This window comes from Rhizobium sp. NPDC092011 (assembly GCF_044756305.1).
Lineage (GTDB): Bacteria > Pseudomonadota > Alphaproteobacteria > Rhizobiales > Rhizobiaceae > Rhizobium.
The window spans coordinates 39,697-63,413 of sequence record NZ_JBIVSO010000009.1 but is presented as its reverse complement, the minus strand read 5'-3'; the positions used below and the strand labels follow the sequence as shown (position 1 = coordinate 63,413).

The window sequence follows — 23,717 nt, the reverse complement described above, 5'->3', positions numbered from 1 at the left end:
CTGTCGATCAATTCACATTCCCTTCCGCCGGCCCTTCCGCCGAATTGAAACCGGCGCAGTCATATCAGCTTGAAATTATCCGAATCAGCCCGAGCATTTGGCGGCAGCGAGCCCCTTATTGCAAGAGAGGCTCACTTTCCGGCGCTTTTCGACCACCAGACCTCGGGGAAGCCGATGGAATAGTACGGCAGTTCGGGCAGATGTTCGAACTTGTCCCAATAGGCGATCCTGGTTGTCGTCCCGTAGAACATCGGCACAACATAGTGGTGAGCGAGCAGCACGCGGTCGAGCGCCTTGACCGTCGCGTCCTTCTCGGCCACATCCTTCGCAAAGATCACCTTCTGGATGAGGGCGTCGATGGCGGGATCGACTATGCCGGCATAGTTGCGGGATCCCTGACGGTCGGCAGCGGCCGAGCCCCAGTAGTCGGCCTGCTCGTTGCCGGGGTTGAGCGTCTGTCCCCACACGACCCAGATCATGTCATAATCAAAGCTGCGAATGCGATTGATGTATTGCGAGGTATCGACCGTCCTGATGTTGGCGTCGATGCCGATGCGCTTCAGGCTCTGGATGTACGGCAGCACCGACCGTTCCTGCGAGGCACTGCCGAGCAGAAGCTCCAGCGTAAACGGCTGACCGGTCTGCGCATTCACCATCTTGTTGCCCTTGAGAACCCAGCCAGCATCCTTGAACAAGGAGATGGCCTTGCGGAAATTGTCGCGCGTTTTCTGCGCGTCGCCGCCGACGGGATTGGCAAAAGGAGTTGTGAAGACGTCCGCAGGCACCTTGTCCTTGACGCTGTTCAGGACATCGAGCTCTCCGCCTTGCGGCAATCCGGACGAGGCGAATTTCGTGCCGAAGAAAAAGCTGTCGACACGCGTCAATTTTCCGAAAGCGAGCGTCCGGTTCATCTCCTCGAAATCATAGGCGTAGCTCAGAGCCTCGCGGACGCGCTCGTCCTTGAAGCGATCACGCCGCATGTTGGGAACGAGCGCCTGCATGATTCCGACCGAGCGCAGCGAGTTGGGAAGCTCTTCACGCTTGATGCGACCGTCCTTTGCGGCTGGAAAATCGTAGCCCGTCACCCAATGGCTTGTCGAATTGTCCTGCCAGTAGTCGATAGCACCGCCCCTAAACGCCTCGAACGCGACGTCGTTGTCTGAGAAATAGACATAGTTTATCGCGCCGAAATTGTTCTCGCCGACATTGACCGGCAGGTTCTTGCCCCAATAATCGTCCCGCAACTCGTAGCGGATTGAAGCACCCGGCTGCACGGAAGCGATCTTGTACGGGCCGGACCCCATGACCGGCTCAAGGGTCGTGCGGGAGATATCGCGTGGCTTGCCATCAGGCCCGTTTGCCTCCCACCAGTGCTTCGGCAGGATGGTAAGCTGGCCAAGGATCGAAGGCAGCTCGCGATTGCCCTTCTCATCGAAATGGAAGGTGATGTCGCGCTCGCCGGTCTTTTCAGCGCTTACGACATGAGCATAATAGCTTGTGGCCAGCGGATTGAGCTCTTTGGTCTTCTCGAAGCTGAAAATGACGTCCTCCGGCGTCACCGGCTTGCCATCCGCCCATTTCGCCTCGGCGCGCAGCCGGAAGACGGCACTCGAAACGTCATCGGGATAGGAAACGCCCTCGGCAAGCAAACCGTAGGAAGAATTGGTCTCGTCGTCGGCCTTCTTCAGCAGCGTATCGTAGATCAGCTCCGTGCCACTGGCGGCATTGCCCTTGTAGAGCACCGGGTTGACGGTATCGAACGTACCGCTGGCCGACAGCTTCACCTCTCCACCTTTCGGCGCATCGGGATTGACATAGTCGAAATGCTTGAAACCGGGCTGATATTTGAGATCGCCGAGAATGGCCGTGCCGATGCGGAATTGCGGTTCTTCGGCTTTCGAGGATACCGGCATCGCCAGCAGGCAAATAAGAGAAGCGACCAAGCCTGCTTTCAACCGTGACAATGCCATTCATGATCTCCCGATGATTGTATCAGAATCAGCATAAGGCAAATGAGGGCAAAAAGCAGGACGCAATTGCTCATCTCTTCGTCCCTGAACCGCTCGTCAGCGGCGCACTTAGATTTGCGGCGCAGCGTCCTCCAGGCGGCGGCGCAGCATCAGGCGCAGCTCGCCGATGATCCGTGGGTCTTCGGCAGCATCGGGTTCGCTGGCGACGACGGCTGCGATGCGCAGCAGTTCGAGCACGATACCCGACATCAGGGCGATATCGTCCGATATCGGCGGCTGCGCCTGCCGCAGCACATTGGCGATCAGCTCCTTCAACTCCGCTCGCGAGCGCTGCTTGCGCTCCTTGGGAATATCGCGTCGGCCGGCAAGCGCTGCAAATTCCGGGTATTCTTCCATGAAGACGGCCAGAGCATCGAAAATCGCTTCACCGCATTCCGCTGCGGAGAGACCCGAACTTCGCTCCGCCATGCCGCGAAGCCCTGCCTTCAGCCTATCCAGACGATCGATATGCAAGGTTTCGGCCAGCAAAAGCTTGGTTGGAAAGAACTGATAGAGCGAACCGATCGAGGAATGCGCTTCGGCGGCGATCTCCGTCATGGTCGCGGCATCGTAGCCCTTCTGCGCAAAAACCCTGCCGGCTGCGTCCAGCAGGATGACGACGCGATCGTGGCCACGCTGCCGCTTCGGAGCCCGGCTCTTCAATTCTTCACTTGATTTTTGTGAGGCCATCCTCATATTTCCATTGTGAGGATATCCTCATGTTTCTGGAGCCCCTACCGATGTCACTTTACGACCCCAAGACCACCGCTCTCGTTTCCATCGACCTGCAAGGCCTCGTGCTCAGCCGGCCGCTCGCGCCCTATTCTGCCCAGCAGATCATTGCCAACACCGTCGCCATCGCAAACAAGCTTAAAGCCGATGGCGGCACCACCGTTTTCGTAACGGTCGGATTCTCTTCGGACTATGCCGATGCTGTCAATCAGCCGACCGACGAAACCTTGGTGCTTCCCCCAGGAGGTTTGCCGGCAGCCGCGCTGGAAGCCCCCGCCGAGATGGCGGCGCTGACACCTGACGTCGCCATCATCAAGCGTCAATGGAGCGCATTTTATGGCACCGAACTCGATCTGCAGCTTCGCCGTCGCGGTATCAAAACCCTGATCCTGACCGGCGTCGCCACCAATTTCGGCGTGGAATCGACGGTGCGCGATGCTTATGCCGCAAATTATGGCGTCATCGTCGCTGAAGATGCGGTCTCGACCTTCTCGCAGGAAATGCAGGATTTTTCTTGTACCAAGGTCATGCCGCGACTGTCGCGCATCCGCAAGACCGCGGAAATTCTTGCAAATTGATCCAGCCAAAAGGCGGTCGAAACCGACAAGGGTGGCCGCGTGTCGGCCACCTGTGATTGCTGCGGATTAACTTGAACAGGTTTTCAGGATAATCTCGCCGCAAATCACTTCGGCCCGCTTCGGCCGCCTTTCAAGGATACGCATGATTTCCCTACTGGCTCGCACCCTTCAAACTATCGGCAACGTCTCGCTGGCTACCGCAGTCGGCATGGGCCTTCTGGCAAGCGATGTGCTCGCACAGCAGGCGGCTCCCTCGCCCGGCAGTGCCAAGGCGGTTTTCGGAGCCGTGACTCTGCCGACGCAAGGGCCGTCGCACTCTGTCGGCTTCTACGCCAAGGGATGCCTTGCCGGCGCAGTCGCCTTGCCAGCCGATGGACCGACCTGGCAGGCCATGCGCCTTTCCCGCAACCGCCGCTGGGGCCGGCCCGAGATGATCGGCCTCATCGAGCGCCTGTCGCGCGACGCGGCGAAGAATGACGGCTGGCCGGGCCTGCTCGTCGGCGACATCTCACAGCCGCGTGGCGGGCCAATGTTCAACGGCCACGCCTCGCACCAGATCGGTCTCGATGCCGATGTCTGGCTGACGCCGATGCCTCAACACAGGTTGACGGCCGCAGACCGCGAGAGCCTGCCTTTCACGTCCATGTTGGCCAAGGACAAGTTCCTGACCATCAACGACCGGGTCTGGACGCCGGCGCATGCCCGCCTGCTGATGCGCGCGGCAAGCTACCCCGAGGTCGAGCGCATCTTCGTCAATCCGGCTATCAAGAAGAAAATGTGCGATAGCTGGACTGGCGATCGCAGCAATCTCGGCAAGCTGCGCCCGGAATATGGGCATGACTCGCATTTCCACATCCGCCTCCGCTGCCCTGCCGGCTCCGTCGGCTGCACCAAGCAAGCCCCGGTCGCCGCCGGGGACGGTTGCGACAAGACGCTGGCATGGTGGCTCGGTCCGGAGCCCTGGGCAAAGCCGAAACCGAGCGACAAGCCGCCGGTAAAGCCCCGTGAGGTTATGGTTTCCGATCTGCCGAAGGCCTGCGAAGCCGTGCTGGCCGCGCCCCCGGTCGCTTCGGTGCGGGCAGCCACCTACGGCGTCAAGGGCGGTGGCGCAGCAACCGGAACGGATACATTGTCAAATTCCGGCAATACACCGCCCGGCCAGATCCCGCAGCAATAAGGCCGGAAGCATCCTTGCGGGGTAGCCTTTCAAAACGCGCGCCCTTGGTATAGAAGGCGAATAAATCGATTGAAAAATAGGTGCGGAGCAAAGACTTTATGGCCGGCAGCAAATGCATCGCCCTGATCGCGCATGATGAGAAAAAGGACGCGATGGCGGAATTTGCACGGCGCAACCAGGCGGCACTTGCCGACTGGCATATCGTCGCCACCGGCACGACCGGAGGCCGCGTGCTCGATGCCTGCCCCGACCTGAAGGTCACGCGCCTGAAAAGCGGGCCGCTTGGCGGCGACCAGCAGATCGGCGCGCTGATCGCCACCGGCGAAATCGACATGCTCGTCTTCTTCATCGATCCGCTCACCCCGATGCCGCATGACGTCGACGTCAAGGCATTGACGCGGCTTGCCGTTCTCTACGACATTCCGATGGCGCTCAACGAATCCACTGCCGAGCGGCTGATCAAAACACTAAATCACTAAATCCGCCTTGCCGGCGGCAGACCACGGACCTGGCCATGCCCGAGCTCAATCACAGCGACGCCCCCCTGCCTTTTCCCATCCTGATCGGCGATATCGGCGGCACCAACGCCCGCTTCTCGATCCTTGCCGATGCTGAAGCCGAGCAGGAACATTTTCCCGTCGTGCAGACCGCAAACTTCGAAACGATCGACGACGCGATCAGGCAAACCCTCGAAAAGAGCAAGGTGCAGCCGCGTTCCGCGATCCTTGCCATGGCCGGTCCGGTGCAGGGCGACGAAATTCCGCTCACCAATTGCGATTGGGTGATCCGTCCGAAGACGATGATCGCCAATCTTGGCATCGAAGATGTACTCGTCATCAACGACTTCGAGGCGCAGGCGCTGGCGATTGCTGAGATCGCCGACAACCATCGCGAAACCATCGGCATGGCCTCTGAAAACAAGACCGCCTCACGCGCCGTGCTCGGGCCGGGCACCGGGCTTGGCGTTGCCGGCCTCGTCCACACCCAGCATCAGTGGATACCGGTTCCCGGCGAAGGCGGGCACATCGATCTTGGACCGCGCACCGAGCGCGACCTGCAGATCTGGCCGCATCTGGAACCGATCGAGGGCCGCATCTCGGCCGAACAGATCATCTGCGGCCGCGGGCTTCAGAACCTCTATCATGCCGTCTGCGCAGCCGATGGCATCGAGCCGAGCCTCAAGGAACCCGCCGACATTACCAATCACGCCCTTGCCGGCACCAACAGGCAGGCCGAGGAAACGCTGACGCTGTTTGCCACCTATCTCGGCCGCGTCGCCGGCGATATCGCCATGATCTTCATGGCGCGCGGCGGCGTCTATCTTTCCGGCGGCATTCCACAGAAGATCCTGCCGGCGCTGCAGAAGCCGGAGTTCCGCGCCGCCTTCGAAGACAAGGCGCCGCATACAGAGATGATGAAGACAATCCCGACCCATGTCGTGACGCATCCGCTCGCAGCGCTGTCGGGACTCGCAAGCTATGCCCGCAAGCCTGCAAGCTTCGGCCTTGCGACCGACGGTCGCCGCTGGCGGCGTTGAACGCCCCGGACGAACGGCAACGTTGCCTCGGTGGGCTGCCGGACGGTTGGCAAAGCGATCCTGAAGCCGGTTTGACGGGGTCGATCGCAACAATGGGAAAAGGCCCGATGTCTTTCGGATGGGGCCTCTTCCACCTATAATGACCGGAGCTCAAGACATGGCTCTTAACCAGCGCGGCAAGCCATCCCTAGCCAAAGCCGCCCTAAGTCTTTATAGAGCCGCGAAAGCATGTGCCATGTGCGGCTCGCTTGGTTTGAGACAGGACGCCGATTTTTGAAATCGCCCGATACCCAAAAAAACAACGTCGACAGTGAAGCCATCTCAGGCATGCTGAAGCGGATTATCGCCGAGAACGGCCGCGATCATATCTGGGGCTACGCCGTCGCGATCACCTGCCTGATCCTCGTCGCGCTCTCGACGGCCTATATCGCCTACATCATGAAGTGGGTTATCGATAAGGCCTTCGTCGATCGAAATCTCGTCGATGCCTGGCTGATTTGCGGCAGCATCTTCGTCGTTTTCGTGGCACGCGGTTTCGCCGGTTATTTTCAGTCGGTCATCCTTTCCAAGATCGGCAACAATATCATCGCCCGCTATCAGCGGCGGCTCTATAATCACCTGATGACGCTGTCGGTCGGCTTCTTCAGCGAGGCCCGTTCCGCGCAGCTGGCCGCCCAGATCAGCCAGAACGTTTCCGGTATCCGCGATGTCATGAACCTGACGATCACATCTACGGCGCGCGACCTGCTGACCTTCGTGTCGCTGGTCGGCGTGATGATCTTCCAGGATCCGGTGCTGAGCATCGCCTTCGTCGTCGTCGCGCCACCGCTGTTCCTCGCGCTTCGCTATATTTCCAAGCGGTTGCGCTCCGCGACCCGTGAAGCGGTCGTATTGAACAGCCATGTTCTGGGCGCGATGCAGGAGACGATCCAGGGCATTTCCATCGTGAAGGCTTTCACGATGGAAAACGAGCTGGAAAGCAAGATCAACAAGCTCATCACCGCGGCCGAACACCGGCAGAACCGCATCGCACGCCTCTCGGAGCGCAACGGTCCGCTGATGGAAAGCGTGGCCGGCTTCGTGATCGCCAGCCTCTTTGCCTATGCCGCCTATCGATCGATCTATGACAGCGTGTCGCCGGGTGTCTTCTTCTCCTTCGCCACCTCGCTGCTGCTCGCCTATGATCCGGCGCGCCGTCTCGCCAAGCTGCAGGTGCAGCTGGAGCGTGCCGTCGTCAACGCACGGATGATCTATGAGCTGCTCGATATGGAGCCACGCCAGCGCGATCTGCCCGACGCCAAGCCGCTTGTCGTCACGCAGGCTCGCATCGAATTCCGCGGCGTCGGCTTCGCCTACGGCAACGACGCCGTTCTGGACGATGTGAGCTTCGTTGCCGAAGGTGGCCAGACGACCGCGCTCGTCGGTCCTTCCGGCGCCGGCAAGTCGACCGTGATCAACCTCATTCCGCGCTTCCACGACCCAAAAGAAGGCAGCATCTTCATCGACGGTCAGGACATTCGCCACATCACCAAGCAGTCGCTGCGCCAGCATCTCGCCTATGTCTCGCAGCAGCCGTACCTTTTCGAAGGCTCGATCCGCGACAATATTCGCTATGGCCGCCCGGACGCGACGAATGCCGAAATCGAAGAAGCTGCAAGGCACGCCTATGCCCATGACTTCATCATGGCGCAGCCACAGGGCTACGACACGCCGGTCGGCGAAAACGGCGTGACGCTTTCCGGCGGTCAGCGGCAGCGCCTGTCGATCGCCCGAGCCCTCGTACGCAATGCGCCCATCCTGCTGCTCGACGAAGCGACCTCGGCGCTCGATACGGAATCGGAAGCAGCCGTGCAGAAGGCGCTGGACGAAGCCATGAGCGGCCGCACGGTCGTCGTGATCGCCCACCGCCTGTCGACGGTCGTCCGGGCCGAGAAGATTGTCGTCATGCAGAACGGCCGCGTGGTCGAAGAGGGCAACCACGAGACGCTTGCAGAGGCCGACAATGGCCTTTACGCTCGTCTCAACAACCTTCAGCGGCCGGTCGCTTCCGGCAACTCCCGCAAATAGACGATAGAGACGATATGAGCGACGATGCGATGAAGCTGGTGGTGGTTGGCGCGGCGGGCCGCATGGGACAGGCTCTGATCCGGCTCATCCACGCCACTGATGGCGTAACCTTGCATGCTGCAGTCGCGCGTCCCGGCTCCGCCTTCATCGGCAAGGATGCCGGCGAGATCGCCGGGCTCGGCCCGATCGGCATTTCCGTGACCGACGATCCGCTCGCCGCGTTTCTCCATGCCGAAGGCGTCATCGACTTCACCACGCCGGCAACCAGCGTCACCTTTGCCGGCCTCGCCGCGCAGGCGCGCATCGTCCACATCATCGGCACGACCGGATGCTCGGGCGAGGACGAAGCCAAGTTCAAGGCAGCCGCGCGCCATGCCCGCATCGTCAAGTCAGGCAATATGGGCCTCGGCATCAATCTTTTGAGCGTGCTCGTCGAGCAGGCGGCCCGTGCGCTGCCGTCAAACGACTGGGATATCGAAGTGCTGGAGATGCATCATCGCCATAAGGTCGATGCACCCTCGGGGACGGCATTGCTGCTCGGCCAGTCTGCGGCCAAGGGCCGTGGCGTCGATCTCAACGACAATTCCGTACGGGTTCGCGATGGCCACACCGGCCCGCGCCCAACCGGCACGATCGGCTTTGCGACCCTGCGTGGCGGCGGCGTGGTCGGCGATCACTCGGTGATTTTCGCCAGCGAGAGCGAGCGGCTGACATTGTCGCACAATGCCGGCGACCGGTCGCTGTTTGCGCGCGGCGCGCTGCAAGCCGCACTCTGGGCGCGCGACAAGAAACCCGGCTTCTATTCCATGCTCGACGTTCTCGGGCTCGCGACACATTGATCCGATCCAGGAGCGGGTCGGCACGGAACTGCTGATCCGCTCCAGCCTTTTATTGTCTCGCAATTCCAACCGGAAAACCGCTACGCACTTTTCCTGGAATTGCTCTATCAAGGAGAAATATTATGAGCGGTACTCTCGTTCTCGTTCGCCATGGGCAGAGCGACTGGAATTTGAAGAATCTCTTTACCGGCTGGAAGGACCCCGATCTGACCGCGCTTGGCGTCGAGGAAGCCAAGACGGGCGGCAGGGCGCTGGCCGACTACGGCATCAAATACGATATCGCCTTCACCTCGGATCTCACCCGCGCCCAGCACACCCTGAAGATCATCCTCGATGAAATCGGCCAGCCCGGCCTCGAGACCATCAAGGATCAGGCTTTGAACGAGCGCGACTACGGCGATCTCTCCGGTCTCAACAAGGACGACGCCCGCGCCAAGTGGGGCGAAGAACAGGTCCACATCTGGCGCCGCTCCTACGACGTCCCACCGCCCGGCGGCGAAAGCCTGCGCGACACCGGCGCGCGCGTCTGGCCTTACTACCTGACGGAAATCCTGCCGCGCGTTCTCGCCGGCCAGAACGTCCTCGTCGCCGCCCACGGCAACTCGCTGCGCTCGCTCGTGATGGTTCTCGACCGCCTGAGCAAGGCACAGATCCTCGAGCTGAACCTCGCGACGGGCGTGCCGATGGTCTACAAGCTCAAGGCCGATTCCACCGTCGCCTCGAAGGAAGTCCTCGGCGACATGTCGGGCGCGCATTGAGCGCAATCTGTCAGGGCTAAAAAGCCCCCACCCTAGCCCTCTCCCCCTTTTGCGGGGGAGAGGGGACGATCTTTCCGAAGATTGCTTTGCAGCCTTAGTTTTCGACTGTAAACCGCACCCTGTCGGCGGCGAAGCGGGAAATCGAATATTGCACCGGGACATCGTCAAGATCCGCATTGAGCGCCTGGGAGACCAGAACGATAGCCCCCGGCGATAGTTGCAGATCGCTCAGGTCGCTTTCGTCGGCATGGGTCGCGGTGATCTCGGTGACGACGCGGACATAGTCCGGCACACCCAATTCCCGAAAAGCCTTCGTGATCGATCCGGTCGTCCGGTAGATCTCCGCGATATTGCCGAAGCGATCGGCCGGAAACCAGCTTGTGGCGCGCGACACCGGGCGATGATCCGCCTGGCCGAGCGTTTCGAGGCGCACAAGCTGGGTGCCGACATCGACCTTGAGCTGATGGGCCAACTCCACATTTGCCGGCTCTTCGCCTGCCGCAAGCAGGACGCTGCGGGTCTCGCGTACCTGATCGCCGATCCCCTGCGAGAAACGCGTGCGCTTGGAGATCGGGAAGCTCAGCCGCTCCTTGCGCTCGATCAGTGTGCCACGCCCCTGCACCGCCCGGACAATACCCTCCTGCGCCAGCGCACCAAGCGCGCTGCGGATCGTGTGGCGGTTGACGCCGAACTGCAGCGCCAGCGTCGTTTCCGGCGGCACCATGCCCGTTTCGTCAAAATCACCGTGGTTGATCGACGTGCGAATCCGGTCGGCGATCTGCCGCCAGAGCGCCACGCCCGTCTGTCTCTGTATCTTCTGCCCTGCCATTTCGCCCACTCGCCCTGTCACACGCTTGTCACGACTCACCAATAGATATAAACCTACATTGTATGGTTGTCTATATCAATAGACATTTAGAGGAAGACGCGATGAATTCAGCACAGAGGCAGGAAGCGGCCGCACAGGAGCGGAGGGAACGCAAGCGCGTTGCAGATCTTCTGGCGCAGGCAGAGCGTGACGAACTGGAAGCGGCGTGGGAGGCATTGCCGAGCAAGCCGACGGTGCAGCCAGTACGCGGACCGGAGACCGGGCTCGTCATGGTGCGCGGCCGCATCGGCGGCGGCGGCTCTCCCTTCAATCTAGGTGAGGTCACGGTGACCCGCGCCACCGTCCGGCTCGCATCGGGCACGATCGGCCATGCGCACGCGCTCGGCACGGATCGGGAAAAGGCTCGCCTCTCGGCCATCTTCGACGCGCTCTGGCAGCAGTCAGCCACCAAGGAATTCGTCGAGAAGGCTATCCTTCAGCCGGTCACCGAACGCATCGCCGAGTATGACCGCAAGCGCGCCCAAGAGACGGCTGCGACGCGCGTCGATTTCTTCACCATGGTTCGCGGAGAAGACTGATGAGCCTTACCCCCTCCACCTTCGGTAACGATGCATTGACGGGCGGATTCACCGACCCGGTTTTCGACGGGCAGAGCGTCTTCAAGTTGATGATGGATGCGATGGCCCGCCCCGGCACCTTGCAGACCATCTCGACCGAGGTCGCGCCTCCGGCGCCGCTCGGCATCGCCGCCGGCGCGATCGGGCTTACACTTTGCGATCACGACACGCCGGTCTGGCTCTCCACCAGCCTTGGACGGTCGAGCCTACCGGAATGGCTGAGCTTCCACACAGGGGCGCCGATTATCCAAGAACGGCTCGAAGCGGCCTTTGCTTTCATCGAGGCCGGCATGGCGCTGTCCTCCTTCAACCAGTTCGGCATCGGCACTCAGGAATATCCCGATCGCTCAACGACGATCATTCTTGAGATCGAAAGCCTCGAAGGTGGCAAGGATCTGGCGCTTTCCGGCCCGGGCATCAACGGCGTCAGCATGATCGCTCCCGTGGGCCTGCCGGACAGCTTCCTTCGCATCTGGAACGACAATCGCGCCCTCTTCCCGCGCGGTGCGGACCTCGTTCTGACCGCCGGCCGGCAATTCCTCTGCCTGCCGCGCACCACCAAGATCATCGCGACGGAGATGTGACATATGTATGTTGCCGTAAAGGGTGGCGAAGCCGCCATCGCCAATGCTCACCGGCTGCTGGCCGATCGTCGCCGCGGCGACCGTTCGCTGCCGGCGCTCGGCATCGACCAGATCGTCGAGCAGCTCGCACTCGGCGTCGATCGCGTCATGGCCGAAGCCTCGCTCTATGACCGCACGCTGGCGGCACTTGCCGTCCGCCAGGCGCGCGGCGACATGATCGAAGCGATCTTCCTGCTGCGCGCCTACCGCACGACACTGCCGCGCTTCGGCTACTCCCAGCCACTCGACACCGCAGCAATGAAGATCGAACGCCGTATCTCGGCAACCTACAAGGATTTGCCCGGCGGCCAGCTTCTCGGCCCGACTTTCGACTATACGCACCGCCTGCTCGACCCGAGCCTTTTGACCGACGAGGAAGTGGACGAACCGATGCAGCGGCCGGCCGAAGAGGGCCGCGTCATGCGCGTTTCTGAAATTCTCGACCAGGAAGGGTTGATCGAGGGCGACGGCGCCATGCCGGTCGATCATGAAATCGGCGATCTGACGCGCAAGCCGCTGGAGTTCCCGATGAGCCGCGATCTTCGCCTGCAGGCGCTCGCCCGCGGCGACGAAGGCTTCCTGCTGGCGCTCGGTTATTCGACGCAGCGTGGCTACGGCCGCACTCATCCCTTCACCGGCGAAATCCGCATCGGCGAAGTCGAAGTGGAACTCGACGTGCCGGAACTCGGCTTTGCCGTCTCGCTCGGCCGCATCCAGGTGACCGAGTGCCAGATGGTCAACCAGTTCAAGGGTTCGGCCAAGGCGCCGCCGCAGTTTACCCGCGGCTACGGCCTGGTCTTCGGCCAGAGCGAACGCAAGGCCATGGCCATGTCGCTGGTCGACCGTGCGCTGCGTGCCGACGAATTCGGTGAAGACGTCACTGCGCCGGCACAGGACGAAGAATTCGTCATCTCCCACTCCGACAACGTGCAGGCGACCGGCTTCGTCGAACATCTGAAGCTGCCGCACTATGTCGACTTCCAGGCCGAACTCGACCTGGTGCGGCGGATGCGCCGCGATTTCGAGGCCGCTCGCGACAGCGGCATGGATCCCATGACGGAGGCAGCCGAATGACCGAACTCGCCACCTACAACTTCGCCTATCTCGACGAGCAGACCAAGCGGATGATCCGCCGCGCCATCCTGAAGGCAATCGCCATCCCCGGCTATCAGGTACCCTTCGCCTCGCGCGAAATGCCGATGCCCTACGGCTGGGGCACCGGCGGCGTTCAGCTAACGGCGGCGATCATCGGCCCGCAGGATGTGCTGAAGGTCATCGACCAGGGTGCCGACGACACGACCAATGCCGTCTCGATCCGCGCCTTCTTCCAGAAAGTCGCCAATGTGGCGGTCACCACCCGCACGGAAGAGGCGACCATCATCCAGACGCGTCACCGTATCCCGGAAACCAAGCTCAGTGCGAACCAGGTGCTCGTCTATCAGGTGCCGACCCCAGAGCCGCTGCGCTATCTGGAGCCGCGCGAAACCGAGACCCGCAAGATGCACGCGCTTGAGGAATACGGCCTCATGCATGTGAAGCTCTACGAAGACATCGCCCGTAACGGCCGTATCGCCACGACCTATGCCTATCCGGTCAAGGTTGCGGGACGCTACGTCATGGACCCATCGCCGACGCCGAAATTCGACAATCCGAAAATGCATCTGTCCGATGCCCTGCAACTCTTCGGCGCGGGACGTGAGAAGCGGATCTATGCCGTTCCGCCCTATACCGAAGTCGTCAGCCTCGACTTCGAGGACCATCCTTTCGAGGTCCAGCGCTTCGACAAGCCCTGTACTCTTTGCGGCGCCGAGCAGGTCTATCTCGACGAGGTGATCCTCGACGACAAGGGCGGGCGCATGTTCGTCTGCTCCGACACCGATTTCTGCGAGGACCGCCGTGCCCATGGTCATGTCGGCCCTATGCTGGCACCAAATGGGCTTGCAGCCGATGGATTGCCTGGTAGCAAGGAGGCTGCCGAATGACCGATACACCGCTTCTGAAAGTCAAGGACATCTCGAAATTCTACGGCAGCCGCATCGGGTGCCGTGACGTGTCCTTCGAACTCTGGCCCGGCGAAGTGCTGGCGATCGTCGGCGAATCCGGCTCCGGCAAGACGACGCTGCTCAACTGCATCTCGACCCGGCTGCTGCCGACGACGGGCAGCGTCGAATACCATATGCGCGACGAGACCTATCGCGATCTCTTCCGCATGAACGAAGCCGAGCGCCGCTTCCTGATGCGCACGGACTGGGGCTTCGTGCATCAGAACCCGGCCGACGGCCTGCGCATGACGGTTTCGGCCGGCGCCAATGTCGGCGAACGCCTTATGGCGATCGGCAACCGCCACTATGGCAATATCCGCAATACGGCCATCGACTGGCTGGAGCGGGTCGAGATCGATGCCGACCGTATCGACGACCAGCCGCGCGCCTTCTCCGGCGGCATGCGCCAGCGCCTGCAGATCGCCCGCAACCTAGTGACCGGCCCGCGCCTGGTATTCATGGACGAGCCGACCGGCGGCCTCGACGTTTCGGTACAGGCACGTCTGCTCGACCTCGTTCGCGGCCTCGTCAACGATCTCGGCCTGTCGGCCATCATCGTCACGCACGATCTCGCCGTCGCCCGGCTTCTGTCGCATCGCATGATGGTGATGAAGGACGGATACGTCATCGAACACGGCCTGACCGACCGCGTGCTCGACGATCCGCGCGAACCCTATACGCAACTGCTCGTCTCTTCGATCCTGCAGGTCTGAGGAAGTATCATGGCAACTCCACTCGTCGTTTCCGAAGTTTTCAAGAGCTTCACCATGCACCTGCGCGACGGCCTGCGCCTGCCAGTCGTCGCCGATGTCTCCTTCTCGGTCGCATCGGGCGAATGCGTCGTGCTCGGCGGTCCCTCCGGCATCGGCAAGAGCTCGCTGCTGAAAATGATCTACGGCAATTATGCCGTCGACAACGGCCAGATCCTCGTCGCGCACAAGGGCAAGATTGTCGATCTCGCCACCGCCGACCCGCGCACGGTGCTTGAAGTTCGCCGGCAGACCATGGGCTATGTCAGCCAGTTCCTGCGCACCGTGCCGCGCGTCGCCGCCATCGACGTCGTTGCCGAGCCGCTGCTGGCCCGTGGCGTAAACGCTGCGGATGCCCGCGAAAAGGCGGCCGGTCTGCTCGCACAGCTGAACCTGCCGCAGGAGCTTTGGCAGCTGCCGCCCGCCACCTTCTCCGGCGGCGAGCAGCAGCGCGTCAACATCGCGCGCGGCTTCATCACAGACCACGCCATCCTGCTGCTCGACGAACCCACCGCATCGCTCGACGCCCGCAACCGCGCCGTCGTCGTCGACTTGATCGAACAGAAGAAGCGGGCGGGTGTCGCCCTCCTCGGCATCTTCCATGACGAGGAAGTACGCGAGGCCGTCGGCAGCCGTATTCTCGACGTTTCGCAATTCTCGCCGAGGAAGGCAGCAGCATGAGCCGCAAGCTAGGCGAAACGCCCTACATCAGCTCCTCAGCCAGCATCAACAATTCGACGCTCGGCCGCTACACCGAAGTGTCCGACCGCTGCCGCATCGATGAAGTCGAGATTGGCGACTATTCCTACATCATGCAGGATGGCGCGGTCTGGTGCGCGACGATCGGCAAGTTCGTCAACATCGCCGCTGCGGTGCGCATCAACGCCACAAACCATCCGACCTGGCGCGCCACACTGCACCACTTCACCTATCGCGCCGCCGACTACTGGCCGGATGCCGATATGGAGACGGATTTCTTCACCTGGCGGCGCGACAACCGCGTCGTCATCGGTCACGACGTCTGGATCGGTCACGGCGCCACCATCCTGCCGGGTGTCACGGTTGGCAACGGTGCGGTCATCGGTGCGGGCGCCGTGGTCTCCAAGGACGTCGCGCCCTACACGATCGTCGGTGGCGTGCCGGCCAAGCTGATCCGTGAACGCTTTACCGCAGAAGTCGGGGCTCGCATGGACAAGCTTGCCTGGTGGGACTGGGACCATGACCGCCTTCGCACGGCGCTTGCCGACTTCCGCGCCCTGTCTGCGGAAGATTTTTTGGAGCGCTACGCCGCCTGAGGACGCTTTCCGCCTAAGCCGGGCTTGCATGGGACCCGCGGGCGTTTCAGCCTCAGGCGATCTGTCCAGCCCGGCTTAAGGGAGGAGTTCTTCATGGCAAAGCAGTTTTCCAGTATCGACGACAGGCTGCACGATTTCATCGCGCGGCAACACATTTTCTTCACGGCATCCGCCGCTGCCAATTCGCGGGTCAACCTCTCGCCGCGCGAGACACTCTGCCTGCGCATCATCTCCCCCAACACGGCCATCTATCTCGACCGAACCGGCAGCGGCAACGAGACCTCAGCCCATATGAAGGCCGACGGGCGACTGACCATCATGTTCTGCGCGATGGAAGGCCCGCCGATGATCCTGCGCCTCTACGGCCGCGGCAGGATCATCCACCGGCCGTCGCCTGAATATCGGGAACTGCTACACACGCACTATGACGGAGACGAGCCGCTCGGCGCACGCCAGATCGTGTGGCTTGATATCGATCTCGTGCAGACCTCATGTGGTTTTGGCGTACCGCTCTTCAGCTATGAAGGCGAAAGACCGAGCCTCGACAACTGGGCCAATGCGAAGGGGCCGGATGGTATTGAGGAGTATTGGCGCGAGAAAAATGTCGTCAGTATGGATGGCTTACCTACCGGTTTATTTGACGACTGAGGACAGCCGAAGCATTCGGTCGTTAATCAACTCAAATCAAGACGAATTGTAACAGCACTTACATAAAACTGACATTGGAGCTTCATGAAGCGGGACTAATCGGTTGCCTTGTGGTTGGCGCCAACCCCCTCGAAACTCCCTTCGAGGCGGGGGCATGCGCCCATTCTTAGCACCGGTACCGCTGATTTTTTGCAGCCCGGCAGCCGCGAAAGGGAAGCACTATGTTCGAACTCAGGAATGTTTCACGCCGGTTTGGCAACAAGCTTGCTGTCGATTCCGTGACTTTGGACATACCCCAGGGACAGATGGTCGGCGTCATCGGCCGCTCCGGCGCCGGCAAGTCGACCCTGTTGCGCATGATCAACCGCCTGGCAGATCCGAGTTCCGGCTCCATCCATTTCTCCGGTGTCGAGGTCTCGAAGCTCAAGGGCCGCGCGCTGCGCAGCTGGCAGCGCGATTGCGCCATGATCTTCCAGCAGTTCAACCTCGTTCCGCGCCTCGACGTACTCACCAACGTCATGCTTGGCCGGCTCAACCAACGCTCGACCGTGCTGAGCCTCCTTTCGGTCTTTACACGCGAGGAGCGCATCGAAGCGATTGCCGCCCTCGAACGCCTCGGCATCGAGCAGACGGCATTGCAGATGGCCGGTACGCTTTCCGGCGGCCAGCAGCAGCGCGTTGCCATCTGCCGCGCCTTGATGCAGCAGCCGAAGATGATGCTCGCCGACGAGCCGATCGCCTCGCTTGATCCGCTCAACGCCAAGATCGTCATGGATGCGCTGCGAGACATCAACGAGCGTGAAGGCATCACCGTCATCACCAACCTTCATACGCTGGATACGGCCCGCAACTATTGCGAACGCATCGTCGGCATGGCCGCCGGCCGCGTCGTCTTCGACGGCAAGGCGTCCGAACTGACGGCTGCAGCCGTCAAGGAAATCTACGGCACCGACAAGGACGGCGCCGGCATCGACGAGACCATGACGTCGACGGCAATCAATATTGCCGACACGGCCGCGCAAGCCGCGGCAACCGAATCTGCCGGCCCGCAACCGCTGGCACTGGCCGGTCTCTGAGAGGGACGGCCGAGATCGAGAGCCCGCGTCAAGGGCACATTTCTTCTAGACCGAAGGCATCCGGGGACACCGGTTAATCAGGAGACGAACCCAATGTTGAAGAAGACTCTTCTTGCGGCTACGGCGCTTCTCGCGCTCGTTGGCGGCGCAAACGCTGCAGATCTCAAGGAATTCCGCGTCGGCATTCTCGGCGGCGAAAACGAAGCCGACCGCCTGCGCAACTACGCCTGCCTCTCCGACCATCTGAAGAAGGAATTCGGTTTCGAGAAGGTTTCGCTGTTCCCGGCTGCCGACTATAACGGCGTTATCCAGGGTCTGCTCGGCGGCACGCTCGACTTCGCAGAACTCGGCGCTTCCGGCTACGCAGCCGTCGCCATCAAGGACCCGAAGGCCGTTACCCCGATCCTGACCACGCAGCAGACCGACGGCGCGACCGGCTACTACTCGATCGGCCTCGCTCTCAAGTCCTCCGGCATCAAGACGATCGCCGACGCCAAGGGCAAGAAGCTCGGCTACGCCGATCCGGACTCCACCTCGGGCTACCTCGTTCCGCTGACGCAGATTCCGAAGACCACCGGCGCTCCGAACGACAAGTTCTTCGCTTCGACCCAGTTCAACGGCGGCCATGAGAACAACCTGCTCGCCGCTTACGACGGCAAGGTCGACGTCGCTGTCGACGACTCCTCGGGCATCGGCGATTTCAAGGACGGCTTCACCTCCGGCACGTTCCGCAAGGCTGTGGACAAGGGCACCGTCGACCCGAACAAGCTCGTCGAAGTATGGCGCTCGCCGCTGATCCCGAACGGCCCGCTCGTCGTTCGCAACGCTCTGGGCACCGAATGGCAGGCCAAGCTGGCCGACTTCTTCCTGAAGCTGCCGACCACGGACGCCAAGTGCTTCAACGCCATCGAAGGCGGCGACTTCAAGGGCTACGTCAAGGTTACCCCGGATTTCTACAACGCCGTTATCGACGTTCGTAAGGCTGCTATCGGCGGCTGATCCGCATTCCGATGACTGGGCGGCCGGCAACGGCCGCCCTTTTGCTATTCACAAAGGCAGGATTTCATGACGATTGCCGATACGCACCCGAACATGCAGAGCGCGCCGCAAAGCGCGAAGGAGATCGGCGACGCCTGGACAAAGATGGTGGCCCGCCGCCGCCTTTACACCGGGATCGGCCTGATCATCCTGCTCGTTGCTTTCGTCAGTTCGGTTCGCTTCGCCGATGAAAGCAATGCCGGCCATTTCTTCGAGCGCCTGCCGCATCTGTTCGATTTCGTCAGCTGGCTTATTCCCAAGGACTGGGCTGACGTCTATCGCGCGCTATTCGATCTGCCGAGCCCCAACGGCGCAAACGGCGCCGGCGGCGAGGAGTTCAATTTCCCGCTCGGCCGTGTCTATGTCTGGGGCGATTTCTATATCCCTGAATATTTCGAGCTGATGCTCGTCACGATCAACATCGCGCTGGTCTCGACCATCGTCGGCTTCGTCTTCGCGGTGCCCCTCGCCTTCTTCGCCGCACGCAACCTGTCTCCCTCGCATCCGATCCGCCTGATCGCCAAGCGCATCATGGAACTGCTGCGCGCCTTCCCGGAAATCGTCATTGCCGGCCTGTTTTCCGCCATCCTGTCGATCGGCCCGATCGCGGCCATCATCGCCGTCGGCCTTCATACGATCGGCGCGCTCGGCAAGCTGTTCTACGAAGTGGTCGAGAACATCGACATGAAGCCGGACGAAGGCATGCGCGCCGTCGGCGCAAGCTGGACGGAGCGCGTTCGCTTCGCCGCCCTGCCGCAGGTTCTGCCGAATTTCATGTCCTATGCATTGCTGCGCCTGGAAATCAATGTCCGCGCCTCCACCATCATCGGCGCCGTCGGCGGCGGCGGTATCGGCGAGGAGCTGAAGCTTGCAATCTCGCGCGGCTTCGGCGCCAAGACCATGGCGCTGATGCTACTCCTCTTCGCGACGATCATCGTCGTCGACCAGTTTTCCGCATGGCTCCGCCGCCGTCTCGTCGGCGAGCACGCCTTCCTTCTGCAGCATTGAGGTTCCCCATGTCCGTCATCGACGCTGGCCGTATGCAGGAAATCGAAGCGCGTTATCCGGAGGTCTTTCACCGATCCTTCCGCCAGCGCTATGGGGCGCTGATGGTCTTCATCGGCATCGTCCTCTACAGCTTTTACGCCGTATGGTTCTTCGACCTGCCGAAAGTCCTCTCCGACGCACGCTGGGAACGTGTCGGCATCTATCTCAGCCAATGGATCAGCTATGATGTCCAGCCGGAGTTCCGCATCTCCGGCGACAAGATCAGCATCAAATATCCGCGCTTCTCGCCGCTCGGCGACAATCCCAATCCGAACTGGGTGACGACCAATCCCGACGGCAGCATGATCGTTTCGGTGAGCGGCACCAGCCGCACGGTGGAGATCACCAAGACGCAAGCGATCCTGACCGCACATGGCGTGACCATTCCGATCGACATTTCCGGCAATGCCCCGAAAATCGTCGGTTCGCAGCCGGTTCCGAGCTGGATGACCGTCTATGACGACAATATCCTCGCCAATATGGGATTTGCCGGCGATGTCAGCATTTCCACGGATCGGGTGAAGATCCGCAAGCGTTTCCTCGGTTGGGCCAACTTCGTCTTCGACACGCATTCGCCCTTCTTCGACAAGCCGGCGGGCGAAGTCGTCAGCCTGATTGTCTCCGGGCCGCGGCTGGACCCTGATCAATCCAATCTCTCGCTGGCCTTCGACAATATCTGGAACAACGGTGCCTGGCAGCATGGCGACGTCTGGACCAAGCTTTTCCAGACAATCGTGATGGCGTTCCTCGGCACGCTGCTCGGTTCGCTTGCGGCTTTCCCACTTGCCTTCATGGCCGCCCGCAACATCACGCCGAACCGGCTGCTCAACCAGGTACTGAAGCGGCTGTTCGACTTCCTGCGGTCGGTGGACATGCTGATCTGGGCACTCTTCCTGACCCGCGCCTTCGGCCCCGGCCCGCTCGCCGGCAGCGGCGCGATCTTCCTCACGGAAACAGGTACGCTCGGCAAGCTCTATTCCGAAGGTCTCGAGAATATCGACAACAAGCCGCGTGAAGGCGTGAAATCCACGGGCTCGTCGACGATACTGGTGCATCGCTACGGCATCGTGCCGCAGATCGTACCTGTCATCGTCAGCCAGACGCTCTACCAGTGGGAATCGAACGTGCGAGGCGCGACCATCATCGGCGCGGTCGGCGCCGGCGGTATCGGCCTCAAGCTTTGGGAAGCGATGCGCACGAATGCCAACTGGGCCAACGTCGCCTACATGGTGCTGCTGATCCTCATCGTGGTCTTCCTGTTCGACGCCGCATCCAACGCGCTGCGTTCACGTCTGATGGGGACAAGGGTCAAGTAAAAATAGCGAGAAAAATCGCAACGCATCATCATTCTGTCACGGGAATCCGGTAGCGCAGGCCCGGCAAGACCGCAGTGATCGAATCGGATTTAGCCGGATTCGACCAGCTGCGGCCTTACTGCTCTTGCGGTTTGTTGCAAATCACCCAACAGTGCCCCGCGCAGCCGATTTTTCCAAGGAATACAGCCTTGCGCTATGCTCTCTATTTCACGCCGCCCAAAGACGATTCGCTGACGTCGCTTGCCGCCCGCTGGCTGGGCCGCGATGCTTTTTCCAATGAGATTTTTTCCGACAAGGCGATGGGCCCGTTGCCGGAAGACCATGCCGAACTGACCGCCGATCCGCGCCGCTACGGCTTCCATGCCACGCTGAAGGCGCCCTTCGAGCTCGCCTCATCAGTGAATGAGCGCGATCTGCTCGAGGTCGCCGCCGACTTCGCCTCGCGCACCAAGGCCTTCACCATTCCGGAGCTGGTGCTCGGCCAGCTCGGCCCGTTCTTCGCGCTCGTGCCGGGTTCGCTCTACCAGCCGCTGCAGGATTTCGCCTTCAGTGTCGTCAAGACCTTCGAGCCGTTCCGCGCCCCGCTGTCCGACCATGACATCGCACGACGCAAGCCGGAAGAACTGACGGAGCCGCAGCGCGCTCACCTGCTGCGCTGGGGCTATCCTTATGTCAACGACGAGTTCCGTTTCCATATGACGCTGACCGGTCCCGTGCCCGCCGCGCGTCAGGCCGACATGCATGAAACCCTGCGCAAGCGCTTTGCCGACCATTCCGGCAAACCACTTGCCATTTCAAGCCTTGCCATCTTCGTCGAAGAAGAGCGTGGGGCGCCCTTTACCGTCCGCTCCTGGCTGCCGCTTGCTGGCGGCTAGAGCATACCCGCTTCAAACACAGTCGCGGGAATGCTCCGTCTCTTTGTTTTCACGCAGTTCCTGACGCAAGACCGCTTCGCACTTTTGCTGGAATTGCTCCAATGATGAAAGACCCGACATGACCAAAGAAACCGTCCTTTCCAACGCCCGCATCGTTCTCGAAGACAGGATCGTCGAAGGCTCGGTGCTGATCCGTGACGGTCGCATCGCCGCCATTTCCGAAGGCAAGTCCGCAATCGGCGAGGATTTCGAGGGTGATTATCTCATCCCCGGCCTGGTCGAGCTGCACACCGACCATCTCGAAGCGCATTACTCCCCGCGTCCGGGCGTTCGCTGGCACAAAACGTCGGCCATCCAGGCTCATGACGCCCAGATCGTCACGTCAGGTATCACGACCGTGTTCGACTGCCTGCGCATGGGCTCGGATGAAGACGGCGGCTTCGAAAAGGGCGAAATGCGCGATATGGCCGACGCCATTCAGGCGGCGCAGCGCGAAGATCGCCTGCGCGCCGACCACCTGATCCATCTGCGCTGCGAAGTCTCCTCCGACAACGTCCTCGATCACTTCCAGGACTTCGAGAAAGATCCTTACGTCCGTCTGGTGTCTTTGATGGACCACGCGCCGGGCCAGCGCCAGTTCCAGACCATGGATCAATATATCTTCTACTACCAGAAGAAGCGCGGCCTGAGCGACGAGGTCTTTGCCCGCTTTGTCGCCAAGCGACAGGAAGAGTCGGCCAAATACGCAACGCCGCACCGCGACGCGATCTCCAAGGTCTGCTCCGAGCGCGGCATCACCGTCGCCAGCCATGACGACGCGACGCTTGCCCATGTCGACGAAGCCATCCACTACGGCGTCCGCCTCGCGGAATTCCCGACCAGCATCGATGCTGCCAAGGCTTCGCATGGCGCCGGCATGAGCGTGCTGATGGGCGCGCCGAACATCGTGCGCGGCAAGTCGCACTCGGGCAATATCGCTGCGCGCGATCTGGCTGAACTCGGCGTGCTGGACGTGCTCTCCTCCGACTACGTACCGCTCAGCCTGCTTCACGCCCCCTTCATCCTCGCCGACGAAGTCGAGGGCATCTCTCTGCCGCAGGCGATCGCCATGGTCACGGCAACGCCGGCAAAGACCGTCAGCCTCGACGATCGCGGGCGTATCGCTGAGGGCCTGCGCGCCGATCTGGTGCGTGTCCGCCGCGATCACGGCGTACCGGTTACGCGCTCCGTCTGGCGCGAAGGACGCCGGGTGGCATGAGCGCCAACGCCGATATAGAGCCGGCTAATAATCGCCTTTCGGATGCGGCAGCGGGCACACTCGCTGTCGTCGTCGGCCCGAGCGGTGCCGGCAAGGATACGCTGATGAACCTCGCCGCCCGGCATTTTGCCGGCCGGCAGGACGTCCACTTCGTCCGCCGTGTCATCACGCGCGACAGCGATGCCGGCAACGAAGATCACAGAAGCGTTTCCGATGCGGATTTCGATGCCATGAAGCAGGCGGGTGCATTCGCCGTCTCCTGGGAGGCGCATGGCCTGAAATACGGCATTCCGACCGACGTCGCCGAAGAGCTTGCGCGCGGAAATCTGGTCATCGCCAACGGCTCGCGTTCGGCGCTGGCCCATTTCCAGGCTGCATTTCCGAAGCTGAAGGTCATCAACGTCACGGCGCGGCGCGAAGTGCTGGCTGAGCGACTGATGGCGCGTGGCCGCGAAAGCCGCGAGGATGTGCTGAAACGCCTGGAGCGCAGCACGCTTGCGGTCCAGGATGGCTATGATGTTGCCGAAATCGACAATAGCGGCACGCTCGACGACGCCGAAGCCGCCATCATTTCCGCGCTGGAAGCACTGATCCGGAAATAGGTGTT

25 protein-coding genes are annotated in these 23,717 nt (G+C 61.6%); 22 read left to right on the top strand and 3 right to left on the bottom strand.

Going from position 1 to position 23,717, the window contains the following annotated elements; all coding sequences use genetic code 11:
• Positions 1-131: 131 nt before the first annotated feature.
• Positions 132-1,970 (bottom strand): extracellular solute-binding protein, encoded by a 1,839-nt coding sequence (locus tag ACIQJ2_RS27385; protein ID WP_400674877.1) that lies wholly within the window; start codon positions 1,968-1,970, stop codon positions 132-134.
• Positions 1,971-2,078: 108 nt separating this feature from the next.
• Positions 2,079-2,699, bottom strand: a complete 621-nt coding sequence (locus ACIQJ2_RS27380; RefSeq protein ID WP_400674874.1) for a TetR/AcrR family transcriptional regulator — start codon at positions 2,697-2,699, stop codon at positions 2,079-2,081.
• 50 nt (positions 2,700-2,749) lie between these two features.
• Between ACIQJ2_RS27380 and ACIQJ2_RS27375 the strand changes: the two genes are divergently transcribed.
• The 7 genes from ACIQJ2_RS27375 (at position 2,750) to ACIQJ2_RS27345 (ending at position 9,697) form a co-directional block, all read left to right on the top strand.
• On the top strand, positions 2,750-3,319 hold the full coding sequence (locus ACIQJ2_RS27375; RefSeq protein WP_199149279.1) for a hydrolase: 570 nt from the start codon (positions 2,750-2,752) through the stop codon (positions 3,317-3,319).
• A 142-nt stretch (positions 3,320-3,461) separates the two neighbouring features.
• On the top strand, positions 3,462-4,496 hold the full coding sequence (gene mepA / locus ACIQJ2_RS27370; protein ID WP_400674872.1) for a penicillin-insensitive murein endopeptidase: 1,035 nt from the start codon (positions 3,462-3,464) through the stop codon (positions 4,494-4,496).
• A gap of 98 nt (positions 4,497-4,594) precedes the next feature.
• On the top strand, positions 4,595-4,975 hold the full coding sequence (locus tag ACIQJ2_RS27365; protein WP_400674869.1) for a methylglyoxal synthase: 381 nt from the start codon (positions 4,595-4,597) through the stop codon (positions 4,973-4,975).
• Between the two features lie 35 nt (positions 4,976-5,010).
• On the top strand, positions 5,011-6,033 hold the full coding sequence (locus ACIQJ2_RS27360; protein WP_400674867.1) for a glucokinase: 1,023 nt from the start codon (positions 5,011-5,013) through the stop codon (positions 6,031-6,033).
• Between the two features lie 327 nt (positions 6,034-6,360).
• Positions 6,361-8,100 carry an ABC transporter ATP-binding protein gene (locus tag ACIQJ2_RS27355; protein ID WP_400674999.1) on the top strand — a complete coding sequence of 580 codons (1,740 nt, stop codon included), beginning with the start codon at positions 6,361-6,363 and terminating at the stop codon, positions 8,098-8,100.
• Positions 8,101-8,114: 14 nt separating this feature from the next.
• The gene (gene dapB / locus ACIQJ2_RS27350) at positions 8,115-8,939 is read left to right on the top strand and encodes a 4-hydroxy-tetrahydrodipicolinate reductase (RefSeq protein ID WP_400674865.1); all 825 of its coding nucleotides are present in this window, start codon (positions 8,115-8,117) and stop codon (positions 8,937-8,939) included.
• Between the two features lie 122 nt (positions 8,940-9,061).
• Positions 9,062-9,697 carry a 2,3-bisphosphoglycerate-dependent phosphoglycerate mutase gene (locus ACIQJ2_RS27345; protein ID WP_400674863.1) on the top strand — a complete coding sequence of 212 codons (636 nt, stop codon included), beginning with the start codon at positions 9,062-9,064 and terminating at the stop codon, positions 9,695-9,697.
• A gap of 94 nt (positions 9,698-9,791) precedes the next feature.
• Here the strand turns inward: ACIQJ2_RS27345 and phnF are convergent, their stop codons facing one another.
• A complete protein-coding gene (gene phnF, locus ACIQJ2_RS27340; protein ID WP_400674861.1) occupies positions 9,792-10,526 on the bottom strand; it encodes a phosphonate metabolism transcriptional regulator PhnF in 735 nt (244 codons plus the stop codon).
• Positions 10,527-10,627: 101 nt separating this feature from the next.
• Between phnF and phnG the strand changes: the two genes are divergently transcribed.
• The 15 genes from phnG (at position 10,628) to phnN (ending at position 23,712) form a co-directional block, all read left to right on the top strand.
• Positions 10,628-11,104, top strand: coding sequence for a phosphonate C-P lyase system protein PhnG (gene phnG / locus ACIQJ2_RS27335; RefSeq protein ID WP_400674858.1), 477 nt, complete (start codon positions 10,628-10,630; stop codon positions 11,102-11,104).
• A complete protein-coding gene (gene phnH, locus ACIQJ2_RS27330) occupies positions 11,104-11,727 on the top strand; it encodes a phosphonate C-P lyase system protein PhnH (protein WP_400674855.1) in 624 nt (207 codons plus the stop codon). The genes phnG and phnH overlap by 1 nt, the downstream gene beginning before the upstream one ends.
• A gap of 3 nt (positions 11,728-11,730) precedes the next feature.
• Positions 11,731-12,840, top strand: coding sequence for a carbon-phosphorus lyase complex subunit PhnI (locus tag ACIQJ2_RS27325; protein ID WP_400674852.1), 1,110 nt, complete (start codon positions 11,731-11,733; stop codon positions 12,838-12,840).
• A complete protein-coding gene (locus ACIQJ2_RS27320; RefSeq protein ID WP_199149261.1) occupies positions 12,837-13,748 on the top strand; it encodes an alpha-D-ribose 1-methylphosphonate 5-phosphate C-P-lyase PhnJ in 912 nt (303 codons plus the stop codon). The genes ACIQJ2_RS27325 and ACIQJ2_RS27320 overlap by 4 nt, the downstream gene beginning before the upstream one ends.
• Complete coding sequence (gene phnK / locus ACIQJ2_RS27315) at positions 13,745-14,521, top strand: phosphonate C-P lyase system protein PhnK (protein WP_184708751.1); 777 nt, start codon at positions 13,745-13,747, stop codon at positions 14,519-14,521. The genes ACIQJ2_RS27320 and phnK overlap by 4 nt, the downstream gene beginning before the upstream one ends.
• Positions 14,522-14,530: 9 nt before the next feature.
• Positions 14,531-15,238 carry a phosphonate C-P lyase system protein PhnL gene (gene phnL / locus ACIQJ2_RS27310; protein ID WP_199149262.1) on the top strand — a complete coding sequence of 236 codons (708 nt, stop codon included), beginning with the start codon at positions 14,531-14,533 and terminating at the stop codon, positions 15,236-15,238.
• The gene (locus ACIQJ2_RS27305) at positions 15,235-15,852 is read left to right on the top strand and encodes a DapH/DapD/GlmU-related protein (protein ID WP_400674847.1); all 618 of its coding nucleotides are present in this window, start codon (positions 15,235-15,237) and stop codon (positions 15,850-15,852) included. Before phnL ends, ACIQJ2_RS27305 begins: the two co-directional genes overlap by 4 nt.
• A 93-nt stretch (positions 15,853-15,945) precedes the next feature.
• Positions 15,946-16,500 (top strand): pyridoxamine 5'-phosphate oxidase family protein, encoded by a 555-nt coding sequence (locus ACIQJ2_RS27300; protein WP_400674844.1) that lies wholly within the window; start codon positions 15,946-15,948, stop codon positions 16,498-16,500.
• A gap of 221 nt (positions 16,501-16,721) precedes the next feature.
• On the top strand, positions 16,722-17,576 hold the full coding sequence (gene phnC / locus ACIQJ2_RS27295) for a phosphonate ABC transporter ATP-binding protein (RefSeq protein WP_400674841.1): 855 nt from the start codon (positions 16,722-16,724) through the stop codon (positions 17,574-17,576).
• 93 nt (positions 17,577-17,669) lie between these two features.
• The gene (gene phnD, locus ACIQJ2_RS27290) at positions 17,670-18,575 is read left to right on the top strand and encodes a phosphonate ABC transporter substrate-binding protein (protein WP_184708761.1); all 906 of its coding nucleotides are present in this window, start codon (positions 17,670-17,672) and stop codon (positions 18,573-18,575) included.
• Positions 18,576-18,641: 66 nt separating this feature from the next.
• Positions 18,642-19,622, top strand: a complete 981-nt coding sequence (phnE, locus tag ACIQJ2_RS27285) for a phosphonate ABC transporter, permease protein PhnE (protein ID WP_199149266.1) — start codon at positions 18,642-18,644, stop codon at positions 19,620-19,622.
• An 8-nt stretch (positions 19,623-19,630) separates the two neighbouring features.
• Positions 19,631-20,977: a phosphonate ABC transporter, permease protein PhnE gene (gene phnE / locus ACIQJ2_RS27280; RefSeq protein WP_400674838.1), complete on the top strand. Its 1,347-nt coding sequence runs from the start codon at positions 19,631-19,633 to the stop codon at positions 20,975-20,977.
• Positions 20,978-21,165: 188 nt separating this feature from the next.
• Entirely contained in the window at positions 21,166-21,852 is a 687-nt protein-coding gene (locus ACIQJ2_RS27275; protein ID WP_400674836.1) for a DUF1045 domain-containing protein, read from the top strand.
• A gap of 118 nt (positions 21,853-21,970) precedes the next feature.
• The gene (locus ACIQJ2_RS27270; RefSeq protein WP_400674834.1) at positions 21,971-23,110 is read left to right on the top strand and encodes an alpha-D-ribose 1-methylphosphonate 5-triphosphate diphosphatase; all 1,140 of its coding nucleotides are present in this window, start codon (positions 21,971-21,973) and stop codon (positions 23,108-23,110) included.
• Complete coding sequence (gene phnN, locus ACIQJ2_RS27265; RefSeq protein WP_400674831.1) at positions 23,107-23,712, top strand: phosphonate metabolism protein/1,5-bisphosphokinase (PRPP-forming) PhnN; 606 nt, start codon at positions 23,107-23,109, stop codon at positions 23,710-23,712. Before ACIQJ2_RS27270 ends, phnN begins: the two co-directional genes overlap by 4 nt.
• Positions 23,713-23,717: the final 5 nt, after the last annotated feature.